Below are 18,562 nucleotides of genomic sequence, written 5' to 3'. Positions count from 1 at the left end.
TTACTCTTCTTTATGAAAACCACTTGACCATTCCCACAACCGAGCCAAATGGTCGTAGTCACCTTCATATCGTTTTGACATGGGGACAGCATGTGAGAGATAACCTTGTTGTGGATTTTGATAATAAGTTATGAGTGCGATAAGATTTTCCCATGCATTGTCAGCAAGATCAACAGCACTTAGATGAGTTTTTCCGTCTTTTTTCTTTAAAAGAATTGATTGGGATTTAATTTCACCTTTTTTGTTAAGAGGAATGTAAAATAAATTTGAGGGGGTAAAATCTTGAAAATCTGGGAAGCCCCCTTGTATGAGTAAAGCTGTTTCTAAAGCCAATTGCGGAAATAATAATTCACGAACTTGTTTTGATGAAGGAGGGGTTCCGGTTTTGAAATCTAGAATTTCAACCGTTTTATCTGGCAAAACATCAAGACGATCAGCACGTCCTGAAAGGGTTACTCCTGTTGTTCCTATAGGAATTTTTTGTGATACCACTTCCGAATATCGCTCTCGCAGTCCTAAACTTTGTTCCCATTGAATAAAGCGTGGAGCAAGGTTTTCAAAACTATTCCACCAAATTACTTCAATATCGGGTGGAAAATTGAATTTATCAAACTCTTTACGCCCAATAGCAAGCAGTACATTGAGTGCATTTGCAGCATTTGGATTTTTCATTTGTGTGCAAAAAGCTGCAAGAATAGCGTGATAAAGTGTTCCTCGTTCTGAAGCGCTAGGATCATGAATAAGTTCTTTAAGTGGTTTGAGCCTTAAGATTTTTTTAGCATAAATAGCATAGGGATCATATCGCAATGTTTCTATTTCAGTAACTGAAAAATGACGCGGGCGTATATCAAGAGGCGGAGCAGGGCAAGGACGTTCCACCTCAGAAGTTATGCTTGTATGATCAAGCATCTTTGCCCAATGGCGTAGTATTTCACCTCGTTCACGGATTTGTTCCCAAACCTGTTTTCCTACAACTGTTTCCATGCGTTGTAGCCAGCGTGAAGGAATGGAAGGCGTATGATTAACGCGCAATGCGCGACTCATCACCACTTTTTCCATTCCCATCGCCCATTGAAAATCATGCGCAGAAATACCAATACGCTGCTCTGGTGGTTCCAGAGTTAACATCATTTTCATCGGTCGCGATAAAAAAGCATCATTTCGGGTTGATATCGGCCATGACCCTTCATTAAGACCGCCGATGACCACTGTATCAACCGTTTGCAAACGCGATTCCAAAGTACCCCAGATGAATAAACGTGGATGTCCTCCAGGCGAAGGTGCGACGGAACGAGTTGCTATTATGGCAGAAAACATAGCGGGCCATTCACAAAGATGAAATGTTAATCCCGATTGATCACTGACCAATTCACGCAAAAAATTTGATAGGGCTTGTCCTGCTTCGTGTTGATAAAGATGTGCAAGAGAATTATCCTCATTGCGACCAAAATTTTCAAAAACCTCAACAGTTGCTATTGCAGCCTCATTGATGGTGCATTCTTTCTCTTGTTTCATAAGAGATGTTAAAGGTTCAACAGCTTTTTTCAAAAGATGACAAAGGAGACGTGCTTCTTCACATTTCTGCTGATCAAGGGTGTTGACTTCAGAACTATTATGAAAGGATGTATCAATCCATTTTTCGAGAAATTGATCACACTCGCAAAGATTGATGCGCCCTGTATTCCCTCGAAGAACAAAAAGTTCAAAATTTTCTGCCATTTCCCGTAAACAATGACGGTTTTGTTGGAGTGTTGTAAGGGGATGTTTAAGAAGAGAAAGAAAAGCAATGGGATCATCAGCTTGCAATACATTTTCTAAAATAAGTCGTAAGAGAGTTACAGGCAATGTTTGTGCAAGTGGTATTCCGCCTGAATCATTTGCTTCAATTCCAAATCGCTGTAATTCCACAGCAACACGGCGTGCTAAATTACGGTCATTTGTAATAAGGGCTGCAGTTTTTTTGGGTTCTTCAATAGCTTTGCGTAAGGTAACAGCTATCGCAAGAGCTTCTTCACGTTCATTTATAGCTTCAATAAATGACCAATCTGCACAAAGATTTTCATAATCGTTACGGACAATTTGTACCCATTTATCTGTTGTAGAAGCTGGTCGGAGTGCTTCTGATAAAAGAGCCATTCGTTTTTTCTTTATGCTACTCTGTTGGCCAATTTCGCAAACATGATGACGTTGACACTCCATGAGAGTTAGAAGTTTTTTTAAATGATATTGAGGATGGCTAAAAACATTTTCTGCAGGATCAAAAAAATCACAAGCTGTTTTTTCTTTATTGCTTGTGCTTAGTGCATTCCATTGTTCTTCATCCATATGAAGATCAAGACCAGGAAGAACAACAGCCCCTTTGGGCAGAGAAGATATAACCTTTAAAAGATGAGAAACTGCGGGCATAGAACCTGACACACCAGCTGCAATGATCGGTTTATCAGGCTGCATGCATCGTAAAGTCTCTGCATGCATTGTGAGTACTTGATTACGCCATTCAGCGGGATTACTTCGTTGTTTTTCTTTCAAGATTTTTGGCCAATTTTGCGTAACAATAGTCAAGAAATCGAGCGTTATTTGCCACCATTCAGCGACCATATCAGGTGCAATATTTTTAAGTTCTGACCAATCTGCTCCTTCTGCTTCAATTTCGTCCATCAAATGTGCTAAATCTTGCGCAAGCCAAATCGCATCAGCACTATGAGCCGGAATAAGTACATCTTCTGTACCAAACATGGCACGCAGATGCGCAGGCAAATTTTCACGCCATGGACGGATAAGACGCGCTAAAAGTAAAAGACGTTCGCTTTCTCCAATAGGTGGATCGAGAGCGCTGGTATGATTTTCAACAAAAAGAAAACTGTCTTCATCGACATCTCCTAGAGCACGAATGGTTGGCAAAAATGTTGATTGTGTATCACTTCTTTCAACAAAGGCTAAACGCAAAGCGCGAGCAGCACGACGTGTCGGAACATAAATAAGGCTATCGGCAAGGGCAGTTTGAATGTCTCCACTTGAAGCGAAATTATCAATAAGGCTACCAGAAAGTAGTGCATCAACAAAGTGAGGCAAAAAAGCAGTTCCCGGAGAAATAGAAAAGACATGCGGTTTATAGGTCATATGATCTCATATTTGGGATAACAAATTTCAGCTTATTGATTATTTGTATTATTTTGACTGTATACAATATTTATACAAGGAAAAACTGAAAAGCTATGTTTATAAAGCAGATTTTTTAGTTTAGATTTAAAAAATATCGAAATAAATTATATGTCTTAAGTCATCGCGAAAAAATATATAAAATTTTTCTGATATTTTTCAACGTAGAATTGGCTACAGTTTATTCTCTAACTCAAATAGGTAATATAAAAATAAATATTAAAGTTTTAAAAGGTTCTAGAGGTACCAGTGCGCTGTAACTCTTTTAATAATAAATAAATTTACCGTATTTTTTATACAGTTCAATCTAAAAATATCCTTTACATACTCCATCACTTTCAGAAAAAAATAGATATCATGATATTGCAAAACTTAAAAAATCAGTTTCATAAATAATATTTTAGAATCCCATAAAAAGCTTGGAAAAAAATAATAATATTTCCACATTTCACAGCGAAAACAGATTACTTTGAGAGAGAGAGTTTTGCGAAATTTTATCGTGCAAGCCTCTATCTTGCTAGAATTACATCCCTTATGCAAAATAGAATGCCCAAAAATATCATTATGTTGCAATTTTATATGTTTGTTTTTAAAGGGACATTTTTTATTGTACTTGATCTTACCTCGTCATGTCATCCCGTAAATAATATAAATGAATAGTATAACGTAAACTTCCGTGAATGGGATGAGATACATCACACACCACCATCGTTACATCATAACGCTATAACCACCATCATCATTTTTACCCTCACCCAATATTTTGAAAGCTCTTGGCTATAGAGAAGATCTATAAGAGGTATTGTATTTCTTGCTTCAAGTGTTTTACGCACACACCAATCATACTTATGATTTTTAAACAAATGATTTTGATTGTTCCCATATAAAAAACGATAAATTATCATTATAAATCAAATTATTGTAGAAAAGATTTTTCTTTATTTTAAGAGCGTACTTGATAATCTTTAAAAGCAGAAAATTTTATTTTAGGAGCTCTTTCTGCCTCATAATTCAATGAAAAATGGTTCTCCGCTAAAAAAACTGGATCACCTTCTAAATCATACGCAATAGCAGAGCGGTGATTGCTGAGAAACTTTTGCAACTCATCTTTGCTCTGCGCTGAAATCCAACGGCATAAATTAAAGCGCGCAGACTCAAAATTCACTGGCAAAGAATATTCTATTTTTAATCGTTCTTTTAAGACATCAATTTGCAAAGCACCAATAACACCAATGAGAGAAGGCGACCCATCATCAGGAATAAACAATTGTACAACCCCTTCTTCAGCCATTTGTTGCAAAGCTTCTTTGAGCTTTTTTGCTTTCATTGGATCGCCTAAACAAACACGACGCAAAATCTCTGGTGCAAAATTCGGTACTCCCTTAAAGAGGATATCTTCTCCTTCAGTCAAAGTATCGCCGATACGCAATGTTCCATGATTAGGGATCCCTACGATATCACCAGCATAGGCTTGATCAGCAATTTGGCGCGAACGCGCAAAGAAAAATTGTGGAGCCGAAAGTGTCATCGGTTTTCCTGTTCGAACCAACTTTGTTTTCATACCACGTTCAAGCGTTCCCGAACATACCCGAAAAAATGCAATACGATCACGATGATTAGGGTCCATATTCGCTTGAATTTTAAAAACAAATCCCGTCATTTTAGGTTCAGTTGCTATGACATTGCGCTGATCTGCACTTTGATCACGAGGACTTTGACCAAAATCTATAAGCGCATTGATCAAATCACGAACACCAAAATTTCGCAAAGCTGAACCAAAATAAACCGGTGTCATATGACCTTCACGGAAAGCTTGCAGATCAAAATTCTTGCAAACACTTTGAGCAAGTTCTACCCCTTCAATAAAAGTTGAACGTTGATATTCAGGGAGTAAATGGACAACCTCTCTGGGATTTGAAACTATCTGCTGTATTATCTCATCATCTTTTTGACGAAAACGATTATGATGAAGGTCATAGGTACCAACAAAATCTTTACCCGACCCAATTGGCCATGTTATAGGCGCAGTATCAAGAGCAAGCTTTTCTTCAATTTCATCTAAAAGCTCTATAGGATCACGTGCCTCACGATCCATTTTATTGATAAACGTAACAATAGGAATATCCCGCATCCGACACACTTCAAACAATTTTAATGTTCTAGGCTCAATCCCGCGGGCCCCATCCAACACCATGACAGCACTATCAACAGCTGTGAGTGTGCGATAGGTATCGTCTGAAAAATCTTCATGTCCTGGAGTATCTAGGAGATTAAAAATATGATTTTCATATTCAAACGTCATCACCGAAGTCACAACGGAAATACCACGATCACGCTCAATATTCATCCAATCAGAACGGGTTTGAATACGATCTTTTTTGGCTTTTACTTCTCCTGCAAGTTGAATAGCACCACCAAACAATAAAAGCTTTTCTGTTAATGTTGTTTTCCCCGCATCTGGGTGAGCAATAATTGCAAATGTACGGCGTCGCTTTACTTCCTGCACTCTTCGTTCCATTATTCCTCCGTCGGCCGTGCAAGTGTTTCAGCAATCAGTGCACGCATTTCATTAATCCCATAAAGCGCTATAAATGATCCCCATCGTGGACCTCGCTCTTGTCCAAGAAGGACTTCATACAACATTTGAAAAAAAACATTAGAAACACCAGGCCCACCTTCAGGGCTTTTTTTGCTATGATCTTGATAGCGTTCCGTTAATCGTGCAACATCAAGAAGCATATTTTGTAATATGTTGCCATCAACAGTTTCAGGTAAATGAGCTAATTTTTCATCAATTTGTGCTAATGTTTCTCGTTCGCTATCATCTGGTATACGAAATTTCTTGTTTGGTTTAACAAAAACATCAAAATATTTAATAGCAAACTTCACCAATTGATCAAGTTCTGGATAAGTTTGTGCATTCGCTCCTTTAGCGTAACGAGAAATAAAACCCCAAAGAACTTCTGCATTCTCCGCATTTGAAGCACTTACCAAATTTAAAAGCATCGCAAAGGATACAGGCAAATCAACCTGCGGTGGACAACCATTATGAATATGCCATACAGGATTACTAAGCCGTTCTTGCCATTTTTGACGACCATAGGCTGAAAGATGCGCATAGTATTCATCTACAGCTTTAGGAATAACATCAAAATAAAGCCTTTTTGCTGTTTTAGGTTTTGAAAACATATAAAGCCCTAAACTCTCTGTTGGGGCATAAGTAAGCCATTCATCAATGGTTAAGCCATTTCCCTTGGATTTGGAAATTTTCTGCCCTTTCTCATCTAAAAAGAGCTCATAGTTGAATCCTTCTGGGGGCTTTCCACCTAATACTTTACAAATTTTAGAAGAAAGATTTGTGGAATCGATAAGGTCTTTTCCGGCCATTTCATAATCAATGCTAAGTGCTGTCCAACGCATTGCCCAATCTACCTTCCACTGACACTTAACTTTGCCCCCCGTAACCTCTGTTTCTATAGTTTCTCCTGTTTCTGGCTCAATATAAGTGACTGTACCTTTTTCAACATTACGCGCAATCATCGGTACCTGTAATACTTTTCCAGAAAAGGGAGAAATCGGTAGAAAGAGTGAATAGGTCGCTTGCCGTTCTTCACCTAATGTTGGTAAAATAATTGCCATAACCTTGTCATAACAGGCAAGGATTTTCAAAAGTGTTTCATCAAAACGACCAGAATTGTAATAATCCGTAGCACTTGCAAATTCATAATCAAAACCAAAACGATCAAGGAAAGCCCGTAACCGCGCATTATTCGCTGCCCCAAAAGAAGGATAATCATCTCCAAAAGGGTCGGGTACACGACTCAACGGTTGACCAAGATAATGTTCCATCCTTTCGCGATCAGGCACATTCTCAGGAACCTTGCGCAAACCATCCATATCATCAGAAAAACAAAGTAATTTTGTTTTTACTTTATTCTCCGTGAGAATATGAAATGCATGACGCACCATGGTTGTACGTGCAACTTCCCCAAAAGTTCCAATATGCGGTAAACCAGAAGGGCCATAACCTGTTTCAAATATCACATTGTCTGGATAACCCGTTTTTTCATACCGTTTGATAATCTTACGTGCTTCTTCAAATGGCCAAGTTCTCGATTGAGAAGCTGCATCTTTTAATTCAGGCGTAAGGTTGAGGGTATCACACTGATCACGCATCATTATTTATCCTAAAAATTACACTCTTTTAAAATAGGGTGTATGGTTCTTGAATTTATTCGTCAATAATAGCAAGCAAAAAGATGAAAATTTCTTTATACTCTTAAGTCACAATACAAAAACCGCCCTCGTTATAAACATATTTTGTTCTGATAAAAATCAAAAACATTCAATATTATAAAGCAAAATTGACTTGTTTTGATTATCGAAGCCTTCATTGCTATTATTATGCTTATTATATTTATTAGCGCAAAAGATAAGCCTCTAACATTGAATGAAAGAACGGTAAAAACCAACAGAAAAAATGCTTAAATTAGGCATTTCATACAAAAGCACTAATCCATATTACACTTGTCACCGTAATTTTCTATTTCTTTTCTTTATCACCTTGATGACGCATTGCTAATGTACGCAAACGTAGAGCATTTAATTTAATAAAACCAGTTGCATCTCTTTGATCATAAACACCTTGATCATCCTCGAAAGTTACCAACTCACTAGAATAAAGTGATTTTTTACTTTGGCGCCCTTCAATAATTACATTCCCCTTATAAAGCTTTAACGTGACTTCACCTTCAACATGTTCTTGAGATAAATCAATAGCTGCCTGCAACATCTTACGTTCCGGCGAAAACCAAAATCCATAATAAATGAGTTCTGCATAACGTGGCATCAATTCATCTTTCAAATGAGCTGCGCCACGATCTAACGTTAAAGATTCTATCGCTCTGTGAGCCGTCAAAAGAATGGTTCCACCTGGTGTTTCATAAATACCCCGCGATTTCATACCCACAAAGCGATTTTCTACCAAATCTAACCGACCGATACCATTATCGCGCCCATAATGATTTAATTCTGCAAGTAAAGTTGCAGGAGATAAATTTTTTCCATTGATTGAAACAGCATCGCCTTTTTTAAAGCCAAGAGTAATTCTGGTTGCTTGATCTGGAGCATCTTCCGGCGAAAGAGTACGCATATATACATATTCAGGAGCAGGAAGTGCTGGATCTTCTAAAATCTTTCCTTCTGATGAAGAATGCAATAAATTTGCATCCACTGAAAAAGGCGCTTCACCTTGCTTATCCTTTTCTACAGGAATTTGATGAATACGAGCAAATTCAAACAGATCTGTCCGACTCTTAAAATCCCAATCACGCCATGGAGCAATAATCTTTATATCAGGATTAAGCGCATAAGCGGAAAGCTCAAAGCGTACCTGATCATTGCCTTTTCCTGTTGCCCCATGAGCAATGGCATCAGCCCCTGTTTCCTTAGCAATTTCAATAAGGCGTTTTGAAATAAGTGGACGTGCAATTGATGTTCCTAAAAGATAAGTCCCCTCATAAATGGTATTGGCTCGAAACATCGGAAAAACAAAATCACGCACAAACTCTTCACGCAAATCTTCAATATAAATTTCTTTAACACCTAGCATTTCAGCTTTACGACGAGCAAGTTCCAGCTCTTCCCCCTGCCCCAAATCTGCTGTAAAAGTTACAACTTCAACGCCTAGCGTACTTTGCAACCATTTAAGAATAATTGACGTATCCAATCCACCTGAATAAGCCAAAACAACTTTTCTAATATTTTGCCACTTTTTCATTTTAACGTTCTATATGAGCTACTTTTTTTATTTCTACCCAAAAATCAAAACGATACAAGAAATATAAAAATAAATTCTTTTTAAGCAACATTAAAAAGACGTAAAAAGCGTAAATAAAGGTGCCTCAAAGTATAAATAGTGAACACTGCTTAAAAATAAAAGGAGATTTACGTGTCATTTCTACCGGAGTGGTCTATTGTTGTACAATTTGCTTTAGCATCGTTGATTTTAGCACTTATTCCAGGACCAGATATGATGCTTTCTGTAGGACGAACCATTACACAAAGCAAAAAAGCTGGAATTATGTGCGCCTTGGGTAGTGCAACAGGGTTTGCCATTCAGGTTACCGCTGTAGCACTTGGCTTATCAGCGCTTATTTTTGCTGCACCACATACTTTTGTTCTTCTGAAAATTGTTGGCGCCTTTTATCTTTTATGGTTTTCCTTTCAAGCGTTACGGAAAAACCCCACTTTTTCCTTTGAACAGACATCTTCTAAATCTCAAAGCGCTAAACGTAACTATCTTGCTGGTATTGGAATTAATCTTCTCAATCCTAAAGTTATACTCTTTAACGCGACATTCTTACCACAATTTATCAATGCGAATGATCCTATGGCAACACAAAAATTGCTCTTTTTAGGACTCTCTTATATTCCTATTTCTTTCCCCATTACAATTGCAATCGTTTTTACAGCGCATAAACTTACCAAAACTCTCAAAAAGAACCCTCTTTATATTCGCTTTCTCGACTGGCTTATTGCTGGTACTTTTACCAGCTTTGCCCTCCATCTCCTTATCGTTACAAAACATTGATTTATATGTGTAATGTATCGCTTTTAATTTAAATAAAAAAACAAATATTATAAGATTTTTTCATTTCAAACCCGTTTATGTTGAATAAAACAATACCTTTCCTTTGCACATCACAAGCGAAGCTGGAGTTTTCGTATGGATAAAAACTGTCTAAGAAAAGAATAAAAATACCTCTTATGAACCATCTTAAGTGCCAAAAGCTGTTTACAACATTGGGAGCTAAAAAATAGAATGGTGGTATCAACTTACACCTTTATTAAACATAAAGGTGTAGGAGTATAGTACATTTCACAGAGCCTTTTTGTTATACTCTTCACAGGCATTGTCGTGATATGAAGAGTGCACTCAGAGATACCTAAAAAACATATCAATGGACAACACAATGGTATTTATATTTTAGATCCTCTGTTGTGCTTGTGAAGCGTGATCTTATTAAAGAACGTAATAAACAAAAGCATGAGGCAGTGCACCATCTCCACTTTTTAAAAGATATTACCGTAGATGCTTTTAAAAGACATAAAACCGAATTAAAGAGTATGATAATAAGGTAGAAATTAGTTACAATCCTTAAGACCTCATATTCCCTCTAAATTAGGCTTCCTTCTTATTTCAGAGATTATGCAAATAGACTATAGACAATATCTTACCCCTTTTAGCATATAAAAGCTGAGACTGTTCGTCTAGCACTTATCTATCTTAATCTCTGTCTCACACATGCTATTATATGATGATTTACTGAAAAAAAGCATAGGCCTCGATATCGCTGAAAATTGCGTTAACTAATGACCAATGGCATTTTCAAGTCGTAACCGTTCAGATTTACGTAAGCGCTCTGAAGCTGATTTAAGCTGTCCACATGCAGCTAAAATATCGCGTCCACGCGGTATCCGAATAGGAGAAGCATAGCCCGCTTGATTAACGACATCAGCAAAACGCTCGATTTGCTCCCAATCAGAACACTGATAATTACTCCCTGGCCACGGATTAAAAGGGATTAAATTAATCTTAGCAGGAATCCCTTTCAATAACTGAATCAATCGCTTAGCATCATCTAAAGTGTCATTGATATCTTTCAGCATAACATATTCAAATGTGATTCGTTTTGCATTGGAAAGACCAGGATAATTACGGCAAGCCTCCATTAGTAAAGCAAGCGGATATTTTTTATTAATGGGAACAAGCATATCCCTTAGTGTATCGTGTACTGCGTGGAGTGAAATTGCTAACATAACACCAATTTCTTCTCCGGTTCGGATAATTCCAGGAACAACCCCACTAGTTGAAAGCGTAATTCGACGTTTTGATAAAGAAAGGCCATCGCCATCAGAGGCAATCAATAAAGCTTTTTTAACAGCTTCAAAATTATAAAGAGGTTCTCCCATTCCCATCATAACAATATTGGTAATTTTTCGTCCTTCAATGGGAACAATTGCTCCATCAGGGGTATTCTTATCAGGAAAATCACCCAAACAATCACGTGCAACTAATAGTTGTGCTAAAATCTCTTCTGCGGTCAGATTACGAACAAGCATCTGCGTTCCCGTATGGCAAAAAGAGCAGGTTAACGTACACCCTACTTGCGATGAAAGACATAAAGTACCACGTCCTTCTTCAGGGATATAAACCGTTTCAATTTCAACAGGTCTTCCAGCTCCACGTGCAGGAAAACGTAAAAGCCATTTACGTGTACCGTCTTTTGATATTTGTTCTCCAACAATTTCTGGACGCATAATGGAAAAATGACACTTAAGTGTTTCTTGCATTGCTTTAGAAATATTCAGCATCTCATCAAAATTTGAAACACCACGCACATAAAGCCAATGCCAAAGCTGACGCATACGCATACGCGTTTGATGCTCTGGTACACCAACTGTCTTTAAAGCTTGTATCATTTCATCTTGCGACAAACCAATTAAAGAGAGCTTAGAACTCTCCTTCACGACCACATTATCTGTTTTTCGTGCAAAACATGAACCAACTGGTCTAAGGTCATAGGAAATGGCCATTGCTTTCCAATTCACATCACTATTTTAGAAGTTATCGAAACCTTAATGGCACTTTTGAGCTGCGTTTAATGCAGCAGTGACCCCTTTTAAGGAATAAGTATAGGTGGTATGCGTTCCTCTTTTTGATATAGCTTGCACTGTCATATTGTTTCCAGCACGTATAGCAGAAACAAGCTGCTTTTCTAGCTCTGATGACGCCAACCAAGCTGAGGAATCCTTCGTGAAAAAATTAAAGTCCTTATTTCCAATGGTCACTGTCACTCTCGATCCTTCTTGAAGCGTATAACCAGCCATAAACTGCGGTTCGAACGAAACAGGTGAATGAGAACGCTTGGTAATTAAGAAAAAGTTATCACCATGATTAACCGTCGTTGGAAGAGCCTTCAAAGGTACCGATAACACATAGCAAATCGTATTTTGGGGCGATTTATAAGAATAGACCCCCCATGCTTCAAATTGATTTAAACGATTTGGCGTTTGTGCACATGCTGCCCCAGCTGTAACCAGAACCATTACAGATGCAGCAATAACAGTCTTTTCAAACATCTTTATTTAGCTCACTTCTTTAGTCTCTAACAAGATTCTCTTCATTGGAAAAATTCAAAAAAACCTCGATACTCATGTATCACTGTCCTAATTCTTCCAATAAGCAAAATATTTTCACACCAATTAAAATAGATCTCTACGTTTCATTGTGACCTTTTAGGTGTTACCAAAATATAAACTTCTTATTCAATAACCACATTAAAAAATAACATTTTCATTTTATGCTACTCATTTCGTTTTTGTATAAAAAACGATTTCTTTAAGCAATAGAACTTCAAAACGAGATGAAAATACACTACCACTCTGTTAAGAAATAAACTATACTCTTTAATATCACAAGAAATCTGCTGCAAAATTTTGCAAACACACCCTGACCTCCCCAAAAATTTCACAGCCTTGCGAATATCACTTCTCGACTTCACACATTCAATACATTTATGTTCGTAAATACCTCACCTTTTATCCATTATAGTGCATTCATACTTCGTATTCAACATCGTTCCCATATCGCCTTTTCATAATCTTCAAAATATCTTAAAAAAATAATAGACTATTATCACTACATTGGTCATGAAACATAAAGTACTTAGATTTTGTCTCAACAACTACATGTAACTTTGTTTCTTTTGCTCCTATTAACTCTTCCTATATATTTCATCTCCAATTTTTAAGTTCTAAAGTGATTCTAGTAGCTTATAATAGCTTAAACATATTATTTTAAATGTATTAGACAATTCCTTTCTTCCTGTTACCAAAAACGTTTTAAGAATTTTTTGACAAGTTCTCTTATCTTATTTCTAAGTAATTTATAACAAGAAATATAAAACTTTTTTCTATAGAAGTTCTAACATTACCGTTTTTTAAACAACATTTTAATCAATTAAAGACACTTGAATAAATCTTCTTATGCACAAAAACTCTTTCACCCAACCTAAAGGTATAGTTTTCATTCTTACCGTACAAAATTATTTTTTAGTATGAGCTCTATACAACAGCTGACATCTAAATCATACTTAATCACACTTTGCCAGCTTCCAATATTGCTACAGCCCTTGGCACTTGAGATGGTTCATAAGAAGCATTTTTACTCCTTGTCTCATACAGTTTGTCTTATACAGTCTTATCCACACGGCTTTCCTTGATTGTAATCGTGTAAGTGAATGGTTTTGATTGATTTAACATAAATAGGTTCGGCATGAGGGAATCTTATGATATTCGGATCTCTCATTCAACATGTAAAACAGTAAATTATCTTTATAAATCAATATATTGACACACACGGGATACAATATCCCCTATTTTCTACTTGAATCTTAATAATATTATCCCTAAGTACCAAAATTTAATTTACAAAAAAATTCAATGCACGAATAAACTTTTCTATTGATTACTGCCCCACCCTCAGAGGGTGAAGATTTTTAACCCAATTTGGTGTATAAGAAGTTTGGATTCTTGTTGAGTCGAGTTCCCCTTGCCTTTCCACTCATGTGATTCACTTAACTAAAGGCTCTACAGACAAATCCTGCTTAAAAATATTTACCACGCACTCTAAAAGCACTTAATATATCAAGAAGATTTCCAGAATTTATCTCACCACACCTCAAATGATAGTGTTTTTATAGTATAATAGGATAAAAGAATCCATGAACATAATAATTAGGTGCTTTAATATACGAGAACAAGAAAGGACAACTCCTTCGTTTTTGTTGCTTGCTCTTTAAAAAGAAGGTTCACTTAGAAATGATTTTTTTTAAATCTCATGACATAACCTTTTGTTATTAGTCTTAAGATGCAAATTATATTATTTCCTACGCTCTGTGGTGCATACCTCGCAATTTATACGCTCATAATACCTTTTAAGCTGCATTTGATTCTGAAGTTTGAATCAATAAAGCATAAAGCGCATTGGCATTATGCGTATTGCGCAACTTTTGCACAACATCAGCATGGCGCAAAACACGTGCAATCTGAGATAAAGCTTTTAAGTGATCTGCACCAGCATTTTCAGGTGCCAAAAGGAGAAAAACGAGATCTATAGGTTCGTCATCGAGAGCTTCAAAATCAACAGGACTTTCAAGACGTGCAAATATACCAACAATCCGATCAATATCAGGTAATTTCCCATGAGGAATCGCAATACCACCACCCAAACCCGTTGAACCAAGCTTCTCGCGTTGCAAAACAACATCAAAAATTACATGCTCACTAAGACCTGTCAGCTTAGAAGCCTTTTCGGCTAAAATTTGTAGAACTTGTTTTTTCGAATTAGCCTTAAGAGCCGGAATGATCGCTTCCGGTGCTATTAACTCACTCAAATTCATACTTTAATTTTCCTCTTACACGCTCAAATGCTCATCAATAAACCTATAAACGGTATAGATACTTAATGTTCTTTCACTTTTCGCAACATCGCATGTGTTTTTATTTTTCAATTTATAACGGATGATAACTCAATACATGTCATATCACTTTTAACACAACAATAAATAGTATTTAGCTCCTCATTAACGGCATGAGAAAACAAAGAAATGAAGTTGTTCATAAAGTTAATTTCCTTACGACTCTAGAAAAGGTCATTATTCATAAATTTATTAAACTTGTCATAAGAATTGATGTATAATTCGCTATCAGAGTTTTTCATTTTCTTAAAAATGATCCCTTAAATTAAAATGAAAAGCATACTGAGCAAAATGGACCTTTACTTTGAAAATTACTGTATAGCTTGAATACCGCCTTATAACAAGAATATAAAGGTTTTTAGAGATTTAATGGTTATTTTAAAAGATTTATAGATTTAGCCTGATATCTGTAGTCAAGCTCCTATTTTTTAATAGGGCCATATAAACCAATAAAATACGACAACTCCTATTGAATAACCGGCGCTCCTATTAAAATACCTAAACCAGCATCATCGATATATTACAGAGAAAAATATGATAAACATCTCTTACCTTTCAATAACACACGCATTTATTGAGAGTTTCATTTATCACTCATTATCACGTTAATCTAGTGATATCTTTTCTATGATACAATCATGAGTAAGCTAAACTTATAAAAAAACAAACTAACTCTTTAATGATGAAGCTTTTTTCACCACTCAATAAAAACATTCTAAGGTTATAGTCATAAAAGAAGTTTTGGCATAAATAAGGAGATTTTCAGTAATAATGTTTGGTTAAACTTAAATGGAAACTCGTGAAAGCTGTAAAATCAAAGAGAAAACTGATTTCCTAAATAAATTCTGCGTACATCAACGTTGTTGATAATATCGTTAGGACAACCGTGAACTAACACCCGCCCTGTATGAATAATATAAGCGCGATCGACAAGCCCTAATGTCTCACGCACATTATGATCCGTTATTAAAACACCAATGCCACGCTTCGTTAAATGACGAATAAGTTGTTGAATATCGAAAATAGCGATAGGATCAATTCCTGCAAATGGTTCATCAAGTAACATAAAATGGGGACGAGAAGCTAAAGCGCGCGCAATTTCAAGTCGCCGACGTTCACCTCCAGATAACGAAAGTGCAGACATTTTACGTAAATGATCAATTTTAAATTCATGTAAAAGGCTATCTAACTCTTCACGCTGTTTAAGGCGATCTTTTTCAACGACCTCTAAAACAGCTTTAATGTTATTTTCTACTGAAAGACCACGAAAAATAGACGCTTCCTGTGGAAGATATCCAATACCTAAACGCGCACGTCGATACATCGGAAGATGCGTAATATCAAATCCATCAATTTTAATGGATCCTCCATCAGATTTTATAAGCCCCGTAACCATATAAAAACAAGTTGTTTTACCTGCCCCATTGGGTCCTAAAATGCCAACGGCTTCTCCCGTACGAATGCCAAAAGAAACACCATTAACAGTTCGTCTTCCTCGATAAACTTTAATCAAATTACTGGCAATCAAGGTCCCTTTTAAGGGGTTTTTTGAAGCTTCACTTTCAAGATTATACCTATCGGTCTGTTTTTTTATTTTGATTCCAAACATGAAATCTTAATGACCATTCTTTTGATTTTGTTTTAAAATAATAGAAACACGACCTTTTTTCTTAGGTGTCTCACAACCTTCTAAAAAAGCCTTTCCGCTTTCCATATTTGCCGTTAGTTTGCACCCCGTTGCCACATTGTCACCATCAGTTAACACAACATGATTCCCTGTCAAACTCATCATTTTTGACTTTCCATCAAAAACGCCTTTATCACCCGTAGCAACTTGCGTAGCAATTTTTATATAAACTTTTCCTAAAGCTTCCATTTTTTGTATACTCGACGAACCAAATAAAGAAACAGATGATACCTTTGTATTTTCCTGAGTTTTATCAATTTCTTTATATGCTTTATCGTAGTAAACAACTAATTCTGCCGTTCTTAAAAGACGTTCACCTTGCACCACTGAAACATCACCCTTAAAAAGCGCTATCCCTTCTTTATCACGTATTTCCAAAGAATCTGCATGAAGTTCTACCGGTTCTTTATCGCTTGATAGACTTATTCCAAAATGGGCCACTTCAGCATATCCTAAAACTGCTCCTCCTCCTAACATTCCCATGCTAAAAGCCAACATCACACCTATCCATCTTTTGTACGATTTCATTATTTCAATTCTTTTGTTTGTATATACACATACTTCTCTTTATAAATATCCTTTAAAGATTTGTATTGATATTGCGTTATTGCTTTTGAAGCACTAAATGCACTCCACCATGGAAATACATGTTTTTTCCTTTTTCTCGAATTTGTAAGGCGTTTGCGGCAAGATGAAAACCGGCTTGCTGAATATTAACACGTTGATCTGTTTTTAACTGTCCCTCGGATAAGTTAATACTAGCTGACATAAATTGTACCATCATCCCATCATTCGTCGTAATGGTGAATGGCTTGTCCAACTGTAAAAAACCATTAATGTTATCGTAAACCCCCCCTTGTGCTGCGAGAAAAATCTGTCTTTGTTGGCCCATAAATGCTCTAGCTGTAATGTTTTGCAACCCAATCATTCCAGCGTGTGTATGGTCTTGAAATGCCTTTTCTGCTTTAAGCCAATAAGGTTCATGAGCACGCGTATACCCTTCTAATTTTGGATTGAGCATCGTCAAATTCATCACGCCACTTTCTCCATTGTTCAAAGGCATAGAATCAGAAGTAATGGGAACCAAGAAAAACGTAAACCAGCAAAAAACCAGCGCTGAAATCAACGCTAAGAGAGGTAAAAAGATTTTTAATATGCTAATGCGACGCGAATGACGGGATGCTTTTTTTAAAACATCTCCACAAGATGATTGCGTTGAAAAGGCTTCATAATGATTGTGTACGGACATACTCTCCTGATCTCTTAAATACTCCGCATTTTTAATCTGTATAACCTTTATAGAAGGTATTTTCAAATTTTGTTTCTTGCAATTTGTTTTTTCTTGATTTTATTTTGCTTTTATCCGTTTATATATTGTAATATGCATGGAGTGCACAATTACAAAATTTTTTTGTGTGAAAGTGAGGCTATTGTGGTAAAATCAGAGCTTGTGCAAATTATCGCTCGTCATAACCCGCATCTTTTTCAACGGGATGTGGAGAATATTGTAAACGCTATTTTTGAGGAAATTGCAACAGCACTTGCAAATGGCAATCGCGTTGAACTTCGTGGATTTGGAGCTTTTTCTGTAAAAAGCCGTTCAGCCCGTAATGGACGTAATCCACGAACAGGTGAAGCTGTTTCTGTTGAAGAAAAGTGGATTCCTTTTTTTAAAACTGGCAAGGATTTACGCGACCGTCTTAATCAGTGAGAAACTTATGATAATTAAACGTATTCTTCTAACAAGTATCGGTGTGATTCTCGCAGCGGTTTTGATTGTTTTTATCGTGGCTAATCGTCAAATGGTTCCGTTAACCCTTGATCCTTTTCGAGCAAATCCTGAAAGTTTTACTTATCATGCTCCCCTCTTTATATGGCTCTTTATTTTCTTTGGTTTTGGTATTTTATTAGGAAATCTGATAAGTTGGTTTTCCTATCACAAATACAAAAAAGCTCTCAAAAAAAGTAAAGCCGAGATTGAAAAATTGAAAACATCTATCACAAATCTGGTGTAATGGTATTTAAATGAAATCTTTTCTCTTTAGTATTTTATATTCAGTACAGAGTTAAAAGTGCTCTTTTTCTTTTTTTATACATGTTTTAATTGACTTTAGCTTTTTTGCACTTTTACGAAACATTTAAGAGCTTTATAATATCTTTTTATACCTCATAT

Annotated in this window: 14 protein-coding genes; 4 read left to right on the top strand and 10 right to left on the bottom strand. The window is 36.4% G+C overall.

Features of this window, described 5'->3' with window-relative positions; all coding sequences use genetic code 11:
* Window positions 1–3,120 carry a double-strand break repair protein AddB gene (gene addB, locus PVV63_RS00830; RefSeq protein WP_273790198.1) on the bottom strand — a complete coding sequence of 1,040 codons (3,120 nt, stop codon included), beginning with the start codon at window positions 3,118–3,120 and terminating at the stop codon, window positions 1–3.
* A 318-nt stretch (window positions 3,121–3,438) separates the two neighbouring features.
* Between addB and PVV63_RS10420 the strand changes: the two genes are divergently transcribed.
* Window positions 3,439–3,555, top strand: coding sequence for a type II toxin-antitoxin system RelE/ParE family toxin (locus tag PVV63_RS10420; RefSeq protein ID WP_375645451.1), 117 nt, complete (start codon window positions 3,439–3,441; stop codon window positions 3,553–3,555).
* Between the two features lie 547 nt (window positions 3,556–4,102).
* Here PVV63_RS10420 and PVV63_RS00825 read toward each other — a convergent pair.
* From PVV63_RS00825 to PVV63_RS00815, 3 genes are all read right to left on the bottom strand, one after another.
* Complete coding sequence (locus PVV63_RS00825) at window positions 4,103–5,677, bottom strand: peptide chain release factor 3 (RefSeq protein WP_273790197.1); 1,575 nt, start codon at window positions 5,675–5,677, stop codon at window positions 4,103–4,105.
* Entirely contained in the window at window positions 5,677–7,338 is a 1,662-nt protein-coding gene (locus PVV63_RS00820; protein ID WP_273790196.1) for a lysine--tRNA ligase, read from the bottom strand. The genes PVV63_RS00825 and PVV63_RS00820 overlap by 1 nt, the downstream gene beginning before the upstream one ends.
* 364 nt (window positions 7,339–7,702) lie before the next feature.
* Complete coding sequence (locus PVV63_RS00815) at window positions 7,703–8,938, bottom strand: argininosuccinate synthase (protein ID WP_273790195.1); 1,236 nt, start codon at window positions 8,936–8,938, stop codon at window positions 7,703–7,705.
* A 171-nt stretch (window positions 8,939–9,109) separates the two neighbouring features.
* On the opposite strand from PVV63_RS00815, the gene PVV63_RS00810 reads away from it, so the two are divergent.
* Window positions 9,110–9,751 (top strand): LysE family translocator, encoded by a 642-nt coding sequence (locus PVV63_RS00810; protein ID WP_273790194.1) that lies wholly within the window; start codon window positions 9,110–9,112, stop codon window positions 9,749–9,751.
* A 779-nt stretch (window positions 9,752–10,530) separates the two neighbouring features.
* Here the strand turns inward: PVV63_RS00810 and rlmN are convergent.
* The 6 genes from rlmN to lptC all read right to left on the bottom strand — a co-directional run bounded on the left by rlmN (window position 10,531) and on the right by lptC (window position 17,638).
* Window positions 10,531–11,757 (bottom strand): 23S rRNA (adenine(2503)-C(2))-methyltransferase RlmN, encoded by a 1,227-nt coding sequence (gene rlmN / locus PVV63_RS00805; protein ID WP_273790193.1) that lies wholly within the window; start codon window positions 11,755–11,757, stop codon window positions 10,531–10,533.
* 42 nt (window positions 11,758–11,799) lie between these two features.
* Window positions 11,800–12,303 carry an invasion associated locus B family protein gene (locus PVV63_RS00800; protein WP_273790192.1) on the bottom strand — a complete coding sequence of 168 codons (504 nt, stop codon included), beginning with the start codon at window positions 12,301–12,303 and terminating at the stop codon, window positions 11,800–11,802.
* A 1,856-nt stretch (window positions 12,304–14,159) separates the two neighbouring features.
* The gene (ptsN, locus tag PVV63_RS00795) at window positions 14,160–14,624 is read right to left on the bottom strand and encodes a PTS IIA-like nitrogen regulatory protein PtsN (RefSeq protein WP_273790191.1); all 465 of its coding nucleotides are present in this window, start codon (window positions 14,622–14,624) and stop codon (window positions 14,160–14,162) included.
* Window positions 14,625–15,516: 892 nt separating this feature from the next.
* Window positions 15,517–16,311 carry an LPS export ABC transporter ATP-binding protein gene (gene lptB / locus PVV63_RS00790; RefSeq protein WP_273790190.1) on the bottom strand — a complete coding sequence of 265 codons (795 nt, stop codon included), beginning with the start codon at window positions 16,309–16,311 and terminating at the stop codon, window positions 15,517–15,519.
* 6 nt (window positions 16,312–16,317) lie between these two features.
* Window positions 16,318–16,917: an LptA/OstA family protein gene (locus tag PVV63_RS00785; RefSeq protein WP_273790188.1), complete on the bottom strand. Its 600-nt coding sequence runs from the start codon at window positions 16,915–16,917 to the stop codon at window positions 16,318–16,320.
* 76 nt (window positions 16,918–16,993) lie between these two features.
* The gene (lptC, locus tag PVV63_RS00780; protein WP_273790187.1) at window positions 16,994–17,638 is read right to left on the bottom strand and encodes an LPS export ABC transporter periplasmic protein LptC; all 645 of its coding nucleotides are present in this window, start codon (window positions 17,636–17,638) and stop codon (window positions 16,994–16,996) included.
* Between the two features lie 183 nt (window positions 17,639–17,821).
* Here lptC and ihfB point away from each other — a divergent pair, with 183 nt between their 5' ends.
* Window positions 17,822–18,100, top strand: coding sequence for an integration host factor subunit beta (ihfB, locus tag PVV63_RS00775; protein WP_273790186.1), 279 nt, complete (start codon window positions 17,822–17,824; stop codon window positions 18,098–18,100).
* A 7-nt stretch (window positions 18,101–18,107) separates the two neighbouring features.
* Entirely contained in the window at window positions 18,108–18,404 is a 297-nt protein-coding gene (locus tag PVV63_RS00770) for a lipopolysaccharide assembly protein LapA domain-containing protein (protein ID WP_273790185.1), read from the top strand.
* The last annotated feature ends 158 nt before the right edge of the window (window positions 18,405–18,562 follow it).

This window comes from Bartonella sp. CM31XJBT (assembly GCF_028618555.1).
Taxonomy (GTDB): Bacteria; Pseudomonadota; Alphaproteobacteria; order Rhizobiales; family Rhizobiaceae; genus Bartonella.
Note: the sequence above shows the minus strand (reverse complement) of the source record. Positions and strands in the feature narration are given on the sequence as shown.